General features: G+C 64.5%; 12 protein-coding genes. 7 read left to right on the top strand and 5 right to left on the bottom strand.

The window, feature by feature from the left end; all coding sequences use genetic code 11:
- Positions 1-38: 38 nt before the first annotated feature.
- The 7 genes from dusB to hflX are packed head-to-tail and all read left to right on the top strand — an operon-like array spanning position 39 to position 9,182.
- Entirely contained in the window at positions 39-1,037 is a 999-nt protein-coding gene (dusB, locus tag BM244_RS03975) for a tRNA dihydrouridine synthase DusB (protein WP_093397505.1), read from the top strand.
- 13 nt (positions 1,038-1,050) lie between these two features.
- Positions 1,051-2,088, top strand: a complete 1,038-nt coding sequence (locus BM244_RS03980) for a two-component system sensor histidine kinase NtrB (RefSeq protein ID WP_254784256.1) — start codon at positions 1,051-1,053, stop codon at positions 2,086-2,088.
- Positions 2,085-3,545 carry a nitrogen regulation protein NR(I) gene (gene ntrC / locus BM244_RS03985; protein WP_093397508.1) on the top strand — a complete coding sequence of 487 codons (1,461 nt, stop codon included), beginning with the start codon at positions 2,085-2,087 and terminating at the stop codon, positions 3,543-3,545. The genes BM244_RS03980 and ntrC overlap by 4 nt, the downstream gene beginning before the upstream one ends.
- 52 nt (positions 3,546-3,597) lie before the next feature.
- Entirely contained in the window at positions 3,598-5,868 is a 2,271-nt protein-coding gene (locus BM244_RS03990) for a sensor histidine kinase (RefSeq protein WP_093397510.1), read from the top strand.
- A 4-nt stretch (positions 5,869-5,872) separates the two neighbouring features.
- A complete protein-coding gene (locus BM244_RS03995) occupies positions 5,873-7,249 on the top strand; it encodes a nitrogen assimilation response regulator NtrX (protein WP_093397511.1) in 1,377 nt (458 codons plus the stop codon).
- Positions 7,250-7,260: 11 nt separating this feature from the next.
- Complete coding sequence (gene hfq, locus BM244_RS04000; protein ID WP_302847238.1) at positions 7,261-7,893, top strand: RNA chaperone Hfq; 633 nt, start codon at positions 7,261-7,263, stop codon at positions 7,891-7,893.
- The gene (gene hflX, locus BM244_RS04005) at positions 7,890-9,182 is read left to right on the top strand and encodes a GTPase HflX (protein WP_093397513.1); all 1,293 of its coding nucleotides are present in this window, start codon (positions 7,890-7,892) and stop codon (positions 9,180-9,182) included. Before hfq ends, hflX begins: the two co-directional genes overlap by 4 nt.
- Here hflX and mazG read toward each other — a convergent pair.
- The 5 genes from mazG to metG form a co-directional block, all read right to left on the bottom strand.
- Positions 9,163-9,897, bottom strand: coding sequence for a nucleoside triphosphate pyrophosphohydrolase (mazG, locus tag BM244_RS04010; protein WP_093397514.1), 735 nt, complete (start codon positions 9,895-9,897; stop codon positions 9,163-9,165). The two genes, hflX and mazG, sit on opposite strands and share 20 nt — an antisense overlap.
- Positions 9,898-9,966: 69 nt before the next feature.
- Positions 9,967-10,554: a retropepsin-like aspartic protease family protein gene (locus tag BM244_RS04015; protein WP_093397516.1), complete on the bottom strand. Its 588-nt coding sequence runs from the start codon at positions 10,552-10,554 to the stop codon at positions 9,967-9,969.
- Complete coding sequence (locus BM244_RS04020; protein WP_093397517.1) at positions 10,551-11,315, bottom strand: MBL fold metallo-hydrolase; 765 nt, start codon at positions 11,313-11,315, stop codon at positions 10,551-10,553. Before BM244_RS04020 ends, BM244_RS04015 begins: the two co-directional genes overlap by 4 nt.
- Positions 11,312-12,103 (bottom strand): TatD family hydrolase, encoded by a 792-nt coding sequence (locus BM244_RS04025; RefSeq protein ID WP_093397519.1) that lies wholly within the window; start codon positions 12,101-12,103, stop codon positions 11,312-11,314. Before BM244_RS04025 ends, BM244_RS04020 begins: the two co-directional genes overlap by 4 nt.
- Positions 12,103-13,650 carry a methionine--tRNA ligase gene (gene metG / locus BM244_RS04030; protein WP_093397520.1) on the bottom strand — a complete coding sequence of 516 codons (1,548 nt, stop codon included), beginning with the start codon at positions 13,648-13,650 and terminating at the stop codon, positions 12,103-12,105. Before metG ends, BM244_RS04025 begins: the two co-directional genes overlap by 1 nt.
- Between the last annotated feature and the right edge of the window lie 36 nt (positions 13,651-13,686).

Here is a 13,686-nt window from a genome sequence, read left to right on the forward strand (position 1 = left end):
AGGTAGGGTAAAGGTATGCCTCTTTTTCAGGCACATTCATGCGTAACCTTGCCCCTATCCAGATCGGTCCCGTCCGGATCGAAAGCCCCGTCGTGCTCGCGCCGATGACCGGCGTCACCGACATGCCGTTCCGCACGCTGGTGCGACGCTATGGCTCGGGCCTCAACGTTACCGAGATGGTAGCCAGCCAGGCGGCGATTCGCGAGACGCGCCAGTCGTTGCAGAAGGCAGCGTGGGATCGGCTCGAGGAGCCGGTGTCGATGCAGCTGATCGGCTGCACCCCCTACGAGATGGGCGAGGCCGCGAAGCTCAGCCAGGATCGCGGCGCGGCGATCATCGACATCAACATGGGCTGCCCCGTGCGGAAAGTCGTCAACGGCGATGCTGGCTCGGCACTGATGCGCGACACGAAGCTTGCCAGCGCGATCATCGACGCCACCGTCAAGGCGGTCGACGTGCCGGTGACCCTCAAGATGCGGATGGGTTGGTGCCACGACAGCCTCAACGCGCCCGATCTCGCGCGGATCGCCGAGGACCTCGGCATCAAGCTGATCACCGTCCACGGCCGCACGCGCAACCAGATGTACAAGGGCAGCGCCGACTGGGGCTTCGTTCGTAAGGTCAAGGACGCGGTAACAGTCCCGGTGATCGTCAACGGCGACATCTGCACGATCGAGGACGCCGAGGCTGCGATGGACCAGTCGGGCGCAGATGGCCTGATGATCGGTCGCGGTTCCTATGGCCGCCCCTGGGTGCTCGGCCAGGTGATGGAGTGGTTCGCCACCGGTCGTCGTATTGAGGATCCATCGATCACCGAGCAATATGACGCGATCGCAGGGCATTACGAGGCGATGCTCGAACATTACGGGATCGAGACCGGCGTCAACATGGCGCGGAAGCACATCGGTTGGTACACCAAGGGGCTGCCCGGTTCGGCCGAGTTCCGCAACAAGGTGAACCAGGTTCCAGATCCCAAGCAGGTCAAGGCGATGCTTGCCGAGTTCTACGCTCCCTGGCGCGACCTTGCAGCAGCCTGACACGCGCTCTCGCGTGCGGCCGGGTTTCGCGGAGCTGTTCGCCGCGCTCCCGGTCGCGGTCGTCGTCGTCGATCCAAACCACCGCGTCGCGCATGCCAATGCGCTTGCCGAACAGTTGCTGAACCTTTCCGAACGGCTGATGATCGGCCAGCCGCTCGATGCGATCATCCCGCCGCCAGACGACCCGCGCAACCGCGACGGCCATGGCCTGGCCGTCTACGACACCGAGATATCGACCGCGCGTGGCGTCAAGCTGCGCGTCGATTTCGCCGAGACGCAGATCGCCGACTATCCCGGCTGGCGGGCGATCACGCTGCATGCCGCGGCGACCTCTCGGCGGCTCGGGCATTCGGCGGATCGCGCAGCGGGGGCGAGGGCGGCGGTCGGTGCAGCGGCGATGCTGGCGCACGAGATTAAGAACCCGCTGTCGGGCATTCGTGGTGCGGCGCAGTTGCTCGGCGCGGGCGAACTCACCACGCTCATCGTCACCGAGGTCGACCGCATCGCCGCGTTGATCGACCGGATGCAGGATTTCAGCGACACGCGACCGCTGCCGCTCGCCAGCGAGAACATCTACCCGCTGCTGGGTCATGCCCGCCGTCTCGCGCTGGCCGGGTTTGCACGCGGCATCGCGATCGAGGAGCGCTTCGATCCGTCGCTGCCGCCCGCGCAAATTAACCGCGACGCGCTGCTCCAGATCGTCATAAACCTGCTCAAGAACGCGCGCGAAGCGGTTCGAAACGAACGCGAACCCCGGATCGTTCTGACTACCGCCTATCGCCACGGCATCACCGTCAGTTCTGCGCCGGGCAAGCCGCGGCTGCCGCTGCCGATCGAGATCTGCGTCTTCGACAACGGCCCCGGTGCCCCCGCAGACATAGCCGATCACCTGTTCGATCCGTTCGTGTCCGGTCGGCGCGAAGGGCAGGGGCTAGGCCTCGCGCTCGTCGACAAACTCACGCGAGACATGGGCGGCATCGTTCAATACGCCCGGGAAGGTACGCCTGAAATGACCGTCCTCCGCCTGCTGCTCCCGCGAGCCGCGTCATGAGCACCGTGCTGGTCGTCGACGACGACGCCGCGATCCGGACCGTCGTCGGGCAGGCGCTTCGCCGGGCGGGGCATGAGGTTACCGTCGCCGACAGTCTCGCCCAGCTCGAACGCGCGCTCGCCTCGTCGGTCCCCGACGTGTTGATTACCGACGTGATACTTCCCGACGGGGACGGCATCGATCACGTCCGCAGCGTCGCCGCGCGCTTCCCCCTGCTGCCGATCATCGTCCTGTCCGCGCAGAACACGCTGACCACCGCGGTCCGCGCGGCGGAAGTCGGCGCGTACGAATATCTGCCGAAGCCGTTCGATCTCGACGTGCTGACCAGCGCGGTGACCGGCGCCCTTGCGCGCGGCGGCATGGTGTCGGAGGACGCGCTCCACGACGAGGACCGCGCGCTCCCGCTGATCGGTCGCTCGGCGGCGATGCAGGATGTGTACCGGATCATCGCGCGCGTCGTCTCGAACGACCTGACCGTGCTGATCTCGGGCGAATCGGGGACCGGCAAGGAACTCGTCGCGCGCGCGATCCACGATCTGGGTCCTCGTAGCACCGCGCCGTTCGTCGCGATCAACATGGCGGCGATCCCACGCGAACTGATCGAGGCCGAGCTGTTCGGGCATGAGCGCGGCGCGTTCACCGGCGCGGCGACGCGCAACGCCGGGCGATTCGAGCAGGCGTCGGGCGGCACGTTGTTCCTCGACGAGATCGGCGACATGCCGATGGAGGCGCAGACCCGCCTGCTCCGCGTACTCCAGTCCGGCGAATTCACCAGCGTCGGGGGTGCCCGCACGATCCGAGTCGACGTCCGCATCGTCGCCGCCACCAACCGCGACCTCGCCGCACACGTCGCGACCGGGCAGTTTCGCGAGGACCTCTTCTATCGCCTCAACGTGGTACCGATCATGCTGCCGGCGTTGCGCGAGCGTCGACAGGACATCGCGCTGCTGGCCCGCCATTTCCTCGACCACGCAGCGGCCCAGGGCCTTCCGCGCCGGCAGCTTGCGAGCGATGCGGTCACCGCCCTTGGCGGGCACGACTGGCCCGGCAACGTACGCGAGCTCGAGAACCTCATGCGGCGACTGGCCGTCCTGTCACGCGACGAGGTCATCGATGCGGATGCGATCCGTGCCATGCTCGGCAGGCAGACGAGCCTTGCCGACCCGGTCGACCTGAACATCGGACAGGCGGTCCGCGCGATGATCGAGCGGATCGCACGCGAGGATCCGGCAGCGCTCGACAACGGCACGCTCTACGACCGTGTGATCGACGAAGTCGAGCGGCCCTTGATCGAGGCGATGCTGGCGCGTCACGGTCAGAACCAGCTCCGCGCCGCCCGCGCGATGGGAATCAACCGCAATACCCTGCGCAAGCGCCTGGATACGCTCGGCATCGACATCGGCGGCCAGACGATCGGCAGCGACGCGCACCGCGCAAACGAACCGGAACGACGGTAATTCTGTCATTATGTGGTTTCGCGGCAACGGTCGACGTTGTATCGGGGCAACGATGATCGCTTCCGCGACGCTACCGATGGATGATGACGGGCCCGCAAACCGGTTTGCAGTGACGCCTGCAGTCGAGGCGCTCGTACTGGGCGTCGCGATCGCGATTGGCGTTGCGAGCTACTTCGTCATTACCGGAACCGACGCGCCGCAACGCCTGCTCGCGCCCCCGCTGGTCGCGCTGCTTCTGGTCGCCAATCTCGTTCCGGGCATCGCGCTGCTCATGCTTCTGGGTAGACGCGTGGCGATGCGGCGTGCGGCTCGCTCGCCCGTCGGTGGCGGAGGGCGGCTCCACGTCCGGCTCGTCGCGTTGTTCTCCCTCGTCGCTGCGGTCCCGATGCTGCTGGTGACGATCTTCGCGTCATTGCTGTTCCAGTACGGGGTACAGTTCTGGTACTCCGATCAGGCGCGCGGGATGCTCGAGAACGCCACAGGGCTGGCCCAGTCATCCTACGGGCGCCAGCTCAACCGGTGGCAGGAAGCGACCGTGACGATGGCGAGCGACATGTCTGCGTATTTTCGCGAGCGCTCGCTGGAGAGCCCGGACTTTTCGGGCTGGTTCTACCAGCAGGTTTATTACCGCAGCCTGTCCGAGGCGGCCTTGTTCAAGGTGTCCCCGCAGCAAGGGATCCAGACGCTCGCGATCGTCAACCCTTATGAGATCGACTTTACGCGCCGCGTCACGCCCAAGGCGATCGCCGAGCTACGGTCGGGCAAGAGCGCAGTCCTCGCGGTAACTGGTGATCGCATCCAGACGATCACGATGCTGCCAGGATCGGACGAGCTGTTCCTGTACGCGGGCCGTGTCGAGGATACGAAATTACTGTCCGAGCAGACGACCCGCGCGAACGAAGTCCTGAAGAGTTACCGATCCCTCCTCGCCCGATCGCGCAGCCTGCAATTGCGCTTCAATGCGGCACTGCTGCTGATATCGCTGCTGATCGTGGGTATCGCGGTATGGATCGCCCTGGCCGTTGCCGATCGTCTGGTGCGGCCGGTCGGCGAGCTTGTCGATGCGGCTCGCCGCGTCGCCGCGGGTGACTTGACCGCGCGCGTCCCGGATCCGCGCAGTCGCGACGAGGTCGGCACGCTGGCCAACGCCTTCAACCAGATGACCGGGCGGCTCGAGGAACAGAATACCGAACTTGTCACCGCGAACGGCCAGTTGGAAAGCCGCCGTGCGCTGATCGAGGCGGTCATGGCCGGTGTTTCGGCCGGTGTCGTCGCGACCGGGCGCGAGCGAACGATCACGATCGCCAACGACTCCGCGACGACGTTGCTCGGAACCGATGCCGGCGGGCTGGTCGGTCGTCGTCTGGTCGATATCGCGCCCGAACTCGATGCGATGCTCGACGGGGGCGATCGCGAGGCGATCGTCGAGGTCGGGCAGGGCGGGGACGTCCGTACGTTGGCGGTGCGCATCGCGCGGCCCGCCACAGGACCGATTCTGACGTTCGACGACATCACGCAGCAATTGCTCGATCAGCGCCGCGCGGCATGGTCCGACGTCGCACGCCGGATCGCGCACGAGATCAAGAACCCGCTGACGCCGATTCAACTCGCTGCCGAGCGCCTGCAACGCCGTTATGGTGCCAAGGCCGAGATGCAGGACGGCACCTTCTCGCGGCTGACCGACACGATCATTCGGCAGGTTGGCGACCTGCGTCGGATGGTCGACGAGTTCTCGTCGTTCGCACGGATGCCGAAACCGGTGTTCCGCGAGGAATCCCTGGTAGATGCGGCGCGACAGGCACTTTTCCTACACGAAGTGGCGCACCCGACGATCGGCTTCCAGCTGGTCAACGACGATCCTGGCATGACTCTCATCTGCGACCGTCGACAGATCGGCCAGGCGCTGACCAACATCGTCAAGAACGCTGTCGAAGCCATTGAAACCAGGGGTGAACCTGGGGGTTCGGTGACGATGACGCTGAGCCAGGATCCTGGGCGGAGCGTAACGATCGCGGTGGCGGATACTGGCGTGGGGCTGCCCGTCGATCGCGACAGGATCATGGAACCCTATGTGACGACACGAGCCCGTGGTACGGGTCTCGGACTTGCCATCGTCAAGAAGATCATCGAGGAACATTGCGGAACGATCGGATTTACCGATCGCCCCGGTGGTGGCACGCTCGTCACCATGATCTTCGATGCCAAGGCGTTGGCGGCCCTCGATCAGGGAGGGTACGACCAAGGGGGGCTCGACGCGAAAGGGCCGCTACCCGAAGGGGCAGGGGACGGCCAACTCGCCACCATGACTCGTAACCGGACATGATTTGATGGCGCTCGATATTCTCGTCGTGGACGACGAACGTGACATTCGCGAACTGGTCGCCGGCGTCCTGGAGGACGAGGGTTATGACACTCGCGACGCTGGCGACAGTGATTCCGCGCTGGAGGCGATCGCGGCGCGACGTCCATCGTTGGTGCTCCTCGACGTCTGGCTCCAGGGATCGCGGCTCGACGGGCTCGAACTGCTCGACGAGATCAAGCGTCGCGATCCGTCCATTCCGGTGCTGGTGATCTCCGGCCACGGCAACCTGGATACCGCCGTTGCGGCGATCCGGCGCGGTGCGTCCGATTTCATCGAAAAGCCGTTCGAGGCCGAACGGCTGTTGTTGATGGTAGCGCGGGCCACGGAGACCGAACGGCTGCGTCGCGAGGTTGCGACGTTGCGGGCTACGGTAGGGCGCGAGACCGACCTGACCGGCAGTTCGGGCTCCATCAACGGCGTTCGAGCGACATTGAAGCGCGTTGCCGCAACCGGCAGCCGCGTGCTGATCATGGGTGGGGCCGGCGTTGGCAAGGAAGTCGCCGCTCGCCTGCTGCATGGCTGGAGCCTCCGGACGGACGCGCCGTTCATCGTCGTCAGTGCCGCGCGGATGACCCCCGAACGCGTCGACGAGGAGTTGTTCGGCGTCGAGGAGGCGGGCGATCTCGTCCGGCCAGGCCTGTTCGAGCAGGCACATGGCGGCACGTTGTTCCTCGACGAGATCGCGGACATGCCGATTACGACCCAGGCCCGGATACTGCGCGCGCTGACCGACCAGAGTTTCACGCGTGTCGGTGGCACGCGGGTCGTCAAGGTCGACGTTCGCGTCGTCTCGGCAACGGCCCGCGACCTTGTGTTCGAGATAGCCGAGGGCCGGTTCCGCGAGGACCTGTACTACCGCCTCAACGTCGTCCCAGTGACGATCCCGCCATTGTCCGATCGCCGCGAGGACATTCCCGCGCTGGTCCAGCATTTCATCGCGCATTACGCGTCCGAACGTCGTGTCCCGACGCCGGAAATCGCACCCGATGCGATGGTCGCGCTGCAATCCTATGATTGGCCGGGCAACGTCCGCCAGCTACGCAACGTCGTCGAACGGACGATCATCCTCGCGCCGGGTGACCGCATCGGCCGGATCGACCTGGACCTGCTGCCTGCGGAAGTGCTGGGCGATCAGGGCGACATGGGCGCGGCCGGAGGAACCGCGATCATGGGGTCGCCGCTGCGGGAGGCGCGCGAGACATTCGAGCGTGAATATCTCCGTGTCCAGATCCGACGGTTTTCCGGCAATATCTCGCGAACGGCTAGTTTCATCGGCATGGAGCGATCGGCGTTGCATCGGAAGCTCAAGCTGCTCGGCATCACCGAAACACGCGAAGAATAGACGCCGCAATTTTGCCGCCCTCTGGATATAGGAGGGCGGCGATCATAGATCAGTACCGCACCCGGCAATCGGGTGCATCTCCGACGCCGGGAAACGGCGCCTCGCGGGCAAAGTCCCGCCAAAAACAAAGGGTTATCCCATTGGCCGATAAACCAGGCTCGCTTCAGGATCTGTTCCTGAACGCACTCCGGCGCTCCAAGACGCCGGTCACCATGTTCCTCGTCAAGGGCGTCAAGCTCCAGGGCATCGTTACATGGTTCGACAATTTCTCCGTTCTGCTTCGCCGCGATGGCCAGTCGCAGCTGATCTACAAGCATGCGATCTCGACGATCATGCCTGCTGGCCCCATGGATGTGTCGGCTATCGTCGACGCTGTGGGAGAAAACCAGAAGAAGCATCCGTTGTTGCAGGATATCTTTCTCAACGCGGTACGCAAATCCGAAGACAGCGTGACGATGTTCCTGATCAACGGCGTCATGCTGCAGGGTCAGATCGCAGGGTTCGACCTGTTCTGCATGCTGCTGCAGCGCGAGGGTATGGCGCAACTCGTCTACAAGCACGCTGTCTCGACGATCCAGCCGGCGCGCCCGCTGAATCTTGCCGAAGAGCCTACCGACACGGATGAATCGGACGATGACGATTGAGTAGTGGTTTCGAACGCGACCGGGGCGAATTCACGCGTGGCGCGCGCGCTATTGTCGTGCTTCCCGACCAAGGCGACGCGACGCGTGACGTCGATGCGCGCCTGGAAGAGACCGCAGGACTCGCGGCGGCGATCGGCGTGGAGGTCGTCGAACGAATTGCCTATCGCGTGCGGCAGGCCAAGCCGGCGACGTTGATCGGAAGCGGGCAGGTCGAACTGCTCGCAACGCAGGTGCGGATGGAGGAGGCGGGGCTCGTCGTGTTCGATGCGAGCCTTACTCCGATCCAGCAGCGTAATCTGGAAAAAGCGCTCGAAACCAAGGTCATCGACCGGACCGGACTGATCCTCGAGATCTTCGGCGAGCGTGCGGCGACTGCCGAAGGCCGATTGCAGGTCGAACTCGCGCATCTCGACTATCAGGCAGGGCGTCTGGTCCGCAGTTGGACGCATCTCGAGCGTCAGCGGGGTGGCTTCGGCTTCCTCGGTGGCCCGGGCGAAACGCAGATCGAGGCGGATCGTCGTCTGATCCGCGACCGTATGGCCCGGCTCAAGCGCGAGCTGGAGCAGGTCAGTCGCACGCGGGGACTTCACCGCGAACGCCGTCAGCGCGCGCCCTGGCCGGTGATTGCACTGGTGGGCTATACCAATGCGGGCAAGTCGACGCTGTTCAACCGGCTGACCGGTGCCGACGTGATGGCGGAGGACCTGCTGTTCGCGACGCTGGATCCGACGCTGCGGCAGATCCAGCTACCCGGCATCGACAAGGCGATCCTATCGGACACGGTCGGGTTCGTCTCTGACCTGCCGACGCAGCTTGTCGCGGCGTTCAAGGCGACGCTGGAGGAGGTGGTGTCGGCCGACCTGCTCGTCCATATCCGCGACATCGCACACCCTGATTCCGAAGCCCAACGGGTCGATGTCGAGACCGTGCTCGCGGAGATCGGCGTCGATGAAAACACGCCGCGCTTCGAAGTATGGAACAAGCTCGATCTTCTCGATGCCGACACGCATGACGAGATCGCCGGGCAGGCAGCGCATCGTGACGATGTCGTGGCTATCTCGGCGCTCAGCGGGGAAGGGGTCCAACATCTCGTCGAGCAGGTGGCGGCGAAGCTGACCGGCGCCCATCGACGCTATAGCATCACGATCGAGGCGAGCGACGGAGCGGGGGCGGCGTGGCTCCATGCGCACGGCGAAGTGCTGGGCAGCGTCAGCGACGAGCTCGATACGACCTACGATGTCCGGCTGTCCGAGACCGACTACGACCGATTCAGCCGCCGCGATGCTTGACCGCCTGCCATAGCGCTTCCTTCTGATCGAGTGTCATGGCGGCGAACGCGTCGCCGCCATCGGCCTCTATTGCCCGGAAACGTGCTTCGAACTTGGCGTTGCCGGCCCTGAGCGCAGCTTCGGGATCGACACCGAGATGCCGCGCCCAGTTGGTTACGGCAAACAGCAGGTCGCCGATTTCCTCTTCTACCGTGTCTAAACCGGCCTCGCGAACCTCTTCTATTTCCTCGACAATCTTGGCGAGAGGCCCAGCCGCATCCGGCCAGTCGAAGCCGACGCGCGCGGCACGCTTCTGCAATTTTTCCGCGCGAGCCAAGGCGGGCAGGCCGATCGCCACGCCGGCGAGAGCGCTGTGATCGGACTTCTCCGCGCGCTCGGCGGCCTTGATCGTTTCCCAACCTGGCGAGGAGGTTGCGTCGCCGAATATGTGAGGATGACGACGCTCCATCTTGTCGCTGATGGCGGCGACGACATCAGCCAAGGTGAACGCGCCGGACTCCTCGGCGATACGGCTGTGGAACACCACCTGGAGCAACAGGTCGCCGAGTTCGTCCTTGAGGTCCGCCGGGTCATCGCGCGCAATCGCGTCGGCGACCTCATAGGCTTCCTCGATCGTGTAGGGCGCGATGGTCGACCAGGTTTGAACGCGATCCCATTCGCAACCTTCGACCGGATGACGCAGTCGCGCCATGATGGAAACGAGCCGTTCGATCATCAGGAACTCCGATTGATAGCGTGCGATCTAAAAGATGATGTTAGATCGATAATATATATTATGTAAAATCTACTGCCTGGTCGGTGTGAGAACGAGCGTGGCATTCTCGACCCGCCACGATCCCAGCCTCGATAGGAAGTTCATGCCGATCACGTCGGTCTCGCCGAACGCCGGCGACGTGACGATGCCGAGGTTGGTTGCGGTGACAGTGCCGATCGTCACGCTCTTGGCGGTCGCGGTGCGCGCCGTTACCGTACCGTTGGCGGTCTCGATGATCGCTGGAAACGGGCTTTCGTCGCTGTCCAGGCTGGCAGCCTTGGCCGTTGCAGCCGACAAGGCAGTCGTCGTCGCCCCGCTATCGATCAGCATCCGGCGGCGGACACCGTCGATATCGACATCCGCCCAGAAATGCCCGTCGTCCGCCATGCGAATCCGAGTTTCGGTTCCGCTCACCTGCTGATCGGAAAACATGGACTTCAAGCCAGACAGCCGATCCCGCTGGCTCGCGATCAGCAGGCCGATCGCGAAGATCGCGACCCAGGCCAGCGCCATCTTCAGCACCAGCTTCAACGGCAATCGGCGCGCGACCAAAGCCGACAGCGGCAGGATCAGCATGACTGCGTACAGCGCAAACTGGGCTGCGCGGTCGTCGGTCATGCGATCAGGATCAGCCCGTCATAGCCAGGCTCGACGCCGCTCGGCAGTTCATGACGCAACGTCGCATAATCCATCGTGTTGTCCATATGGATCAACGCGGTCCGCTTCGGCGTCAGGCGCTCCACCCAAGCAAGCACGGCGGGAAGTTCCATGTGCGTTGGATGCGGTCGCCGGCGGAGCGCGTCGACTACCCAGATGTCCAGATCCTGATACAGGCTGGCCATGTCGTCGGTCATCAGGTTGAAATCGGTCGCGTATCCGATTGAGACTCCGGCTGCCTCGAACCGCAGGCCGGCGGCATGGATACTACCGTGCGGCTGGTCGGTCACCGAAATATCGATCCCGCCGATCGTTAACCGATCAGGCAGGACTTCGGCGGCGATCGTCGGCGGATAGCCGGGGCGACCGTGAAAAGCGTAGGTAAAGCGCGCGTCCAGCGCTGCCAGCGTGAACGGCCGGGCGTAGCCGCGAACGGGCTCTCCGACTGCATGAAAAAGTTGGCGGAGATCGTCGATGCCATGGCAATGATCGGCGTGATCGTGCGTCCAGATCACCGCATCGACCCGGTCGACATCGGCTGCCAGCAACTGCTCGCGCATGTCGGGACTTGTATCGATCAGGATCCGCGTACCGTCATGCTCGACGATCGCGGACGCACGCGTGCGCCGGTTGCGCGGCTCGGTCGGATCGCATTCGCCCCAGTCGTTGCCGATCCTCGGCACGCCGGAGGATGTGCCGGAGCCGAGGATCGTGATCTTCATGCCGCTGCCCCTGACACCCGCGTCTTGCCGAACAGCGTGTGGAAGTTCTCGGCCGTACGGCGCGACAGTTCCTCGACATTTTCGCCGCGAAGGTTGGCAAGAAACGCCGCGGTATCGGCCACGAACCCAGGTTCGCCGGTCTTGCCCCGATGCGGCACCGGCGCGAGAAACGGCGCGTCGGTCTCGATCAGCAGTCGCTCGATCGGCAGGCGCGCGGCGGTATCCTGAAGGTCCCTCGCGTTCTTGAACGTCACGATCCCCGAGATCGAGATGTAAAGCCCCATATCCAGCGCCTTGTCGGCGAAAGCTCCACTCGCGGTGAAGCAGTGGATGACGCCGGGATAGGCCCCCTTCCCCATCTCCTCGGCCATGATCGCCGCAGTATCGTCCTCGGCGTCGCGGGTGTGGACGACGATCGGCAACCCAGTCTCGCGCGACGCGGCGATGTGTGCGCGGAAGCTCGCCTGCTGGCGGGCGCGGTCCGAGGTATCGCGGAAATAGTCGAGGCCGCTTTCGCCTAGACCAACTACGCGTGGATGCCGGGCGCGCTCGATCAGCTTGGCGGCGTCCACGTCGGGATACACGTCAGCCTCGTTCGGGTGGATGCCGATCGTTGCCCAGACGTCAGGCTCGCGCTCGGCGGTGGCGACGATATCGTCCCATTCGCTCTCGCGCGTGGAGATGTTGAGCATCGCCGTGACGCCGCGCGCCCTGGCCCGTGCGAGCACCGCTTGCTGGTCCTCGACGAGGCCCTTGTAGTTCAGGTGGCAATGGCTGTCGGCGAGCATCAGGCCTCCGCAGGCAGTTCGAGACGCGGGAATACGGGCGCCGGCGGTGCGATCCGGAAGTCGGAAGCCGCCACACGATCGTACCAGCCGTCGTCGTCTATCGCGGCATGGTCGCGCTCGGTCGCGCCGATCTGCTCGAGCACCTTCCCAGCGGAGTCCGGTACTACCGGCAGGATCGCGATCGCGAGCATGCGGATCGCGCGGACCAGCGTACGAAGAACCGCGTTCATCCGCTCGGGATCGGTCTTGCGCAGCGCCCAGGGTGCCTGCGCATCGATATACTGGTTGCACGCGAACACGCCGCGCATCCACGCCTCGATGCCTTGCGATAGCGCGAGGTCGGTGAAGGCGGACTTGAACCCGGCACAGGCGACGACGACCTCCTCGATCAGTATCCCGTCGGCATCCTGAACCGTACCAGCCGTGGGAAATTCGCCGCCCAAGTTCTTGGCGATGAACGACAAAGTCCGCTGCGCAAGGTTGCCGAAGCTATTCGCCAGCTCGGCGTTGACTCGCGTCACGATCGCCTCGGGCGAGTAGCTGCCGTCATGGCCGAAGCTTACGTCGCGAAGGAAGAAATACCGCAGCGCATCGACGCCGAACGCATCCGCGAGCGCCATCGGATCGACGACGTTGCCGACCGACTTCGACATCTTCTCGCCGCGGGTGAGAAGGAAGCCGTGGCCGAACACGCTCTTGGGCAGCGGGATGCCCGCCGAGAGCAGGAACGCGGGCCAATAGACCGCGTGGAAGCGGACGATGTCCTTGCCGATCAGATGGATATCCGCCGGCCAGTATTTCGCCTTGTCGCCGGTCATGTCGGGATAGCCGATCCCGGTCAGGTAGTTGGTAAGCGCATCGACCCAGACGTACATGACGTGGCCGGGGCTGCCGGGTACGGGCACGCCCCAGTCGAAGCTGGTCCGTGAAACGGACAGATCCTTTAGGCCACCCTCGACGAAGCGCATCACTTCGTTGCGGCGGCTTTCGGGGCGGATGAAATCGGGGTTGGCGGCGAAGAGATCGAGCAACGGCTGCTGATATTTCGACAGGCGGAAGAACCAGGTCTCCTCCGCGGTCCATTCGACCGGCGTGCCTTGCGGCGAGCGGCGATCGTCGCCCTCCCCGGTCAGCTCTGACTCGTCGTAAAACGCTTCGTCGCGGACCGAATACCAGCCTTCGTAGCGGTCGAGATACAGATCGCCTGCGTCCGCCATCGCCTGCCAGATCGCGGCGCTCGCGGCGTAATGATCCTCGTCGACGGTGCGGATGAACCGGTCATAGGAGATGCCAAGACGGTCGGCCATCTCGTGGAAATACGACGACATTTCGTTGGCAAGTTCGCGCACTGGCATGTCGCGGTCACGCGCGGCCTGGACCATCTTCAGACCGTGTTCGTCGGTACCGGTCTGGAACAGGACGTCACGCCCCGCCTGGCGCTGGAAGCGCGCGATCGCATCGGCGGCGATCATCTCGTACGCATGGCCGATATGCGGACGGCCATTGGGATAGTGGATCGCGGTGGTGATATAGAAAGGGTCGGCCATGCCGCGCTCCTAGAGCATCGCCCCGATCAGGTGAAG

Origin of the sequence: Sphingomonas sp. OK281, from assembly GCF_900115295.1 — a bacterium.
Taxonomy (GTDB): domain Bacteria; phylum Pseudomonadota; class Alphaproteobacteria; order Sphingomonadales; family Sphingomonadaceae; genus Sphingomonas.

Excerpts from the sequence above, each read along its gene's own strand:
- dusB (WP_093397505.1), top strand. The coding sequence starts at position 39 with ATGCGTAACCTTGCCCCTATCCAGATCGGTCCCGTCCGGATCGAAAGC.
- ntrC (WP_093397508.1), top strand. The coding sequence starts at position 2,085 with ATGAGCACCGTGCTGGTCGTCGACGACGACGCCGCGATCCGGACCGTC.
- BM244_RS03990 (WP_093397510.1), top strand. The coding sequence starts at position 3,598 with ATGATCGCTTCCGCGACGCTACCGATGGATGATGACGGGCCCGCAAAC.
- BM244_RS03995 (WP_093397511.1), top strand. The coding sequence starts at position 5,873 with ATGGCGCTCGATATTCTCGTCGTGGACGACGAACGTGACATTCGCGAA.
- mazG (WP_093397514.1), bottom strand. The coding sequence starts at position 9,897 with ATGATCGAACGGCTCGTTTCCATCATGGCGCGACTGCGTCATCCGGTC.
- BM244_RS04015 (WP_093397516.1), bottom strand. The coding sequence starts at position 10,554 with ATGACCGACGACCGCGCAGCCCAGTTTGCGCTGTACGCAGTCATGCTG.
- BM244_RS04020 (WP_093397517.1), bottom strand. The coding sequence starts at position 11,315 with ATGAAGATCACGATCCTCGGCTCCGGCACATCCTCCGGCGTGCCGAGG.
- BM244_RS04025 (WP_093397519.1), bottom strand. The coding sequence starts at position 12,103 with ATGCTCGCCGACAGCCATTGCCACCTGAACTACAAGGGCCTCGTCGAG.
- metG (WP_093397520.1), bottom strand. The coding sequence starts at position 13,650 with ATGGCCGACCCTTTCTATATCACCACCGCGATCCACTATCCCAATGGC.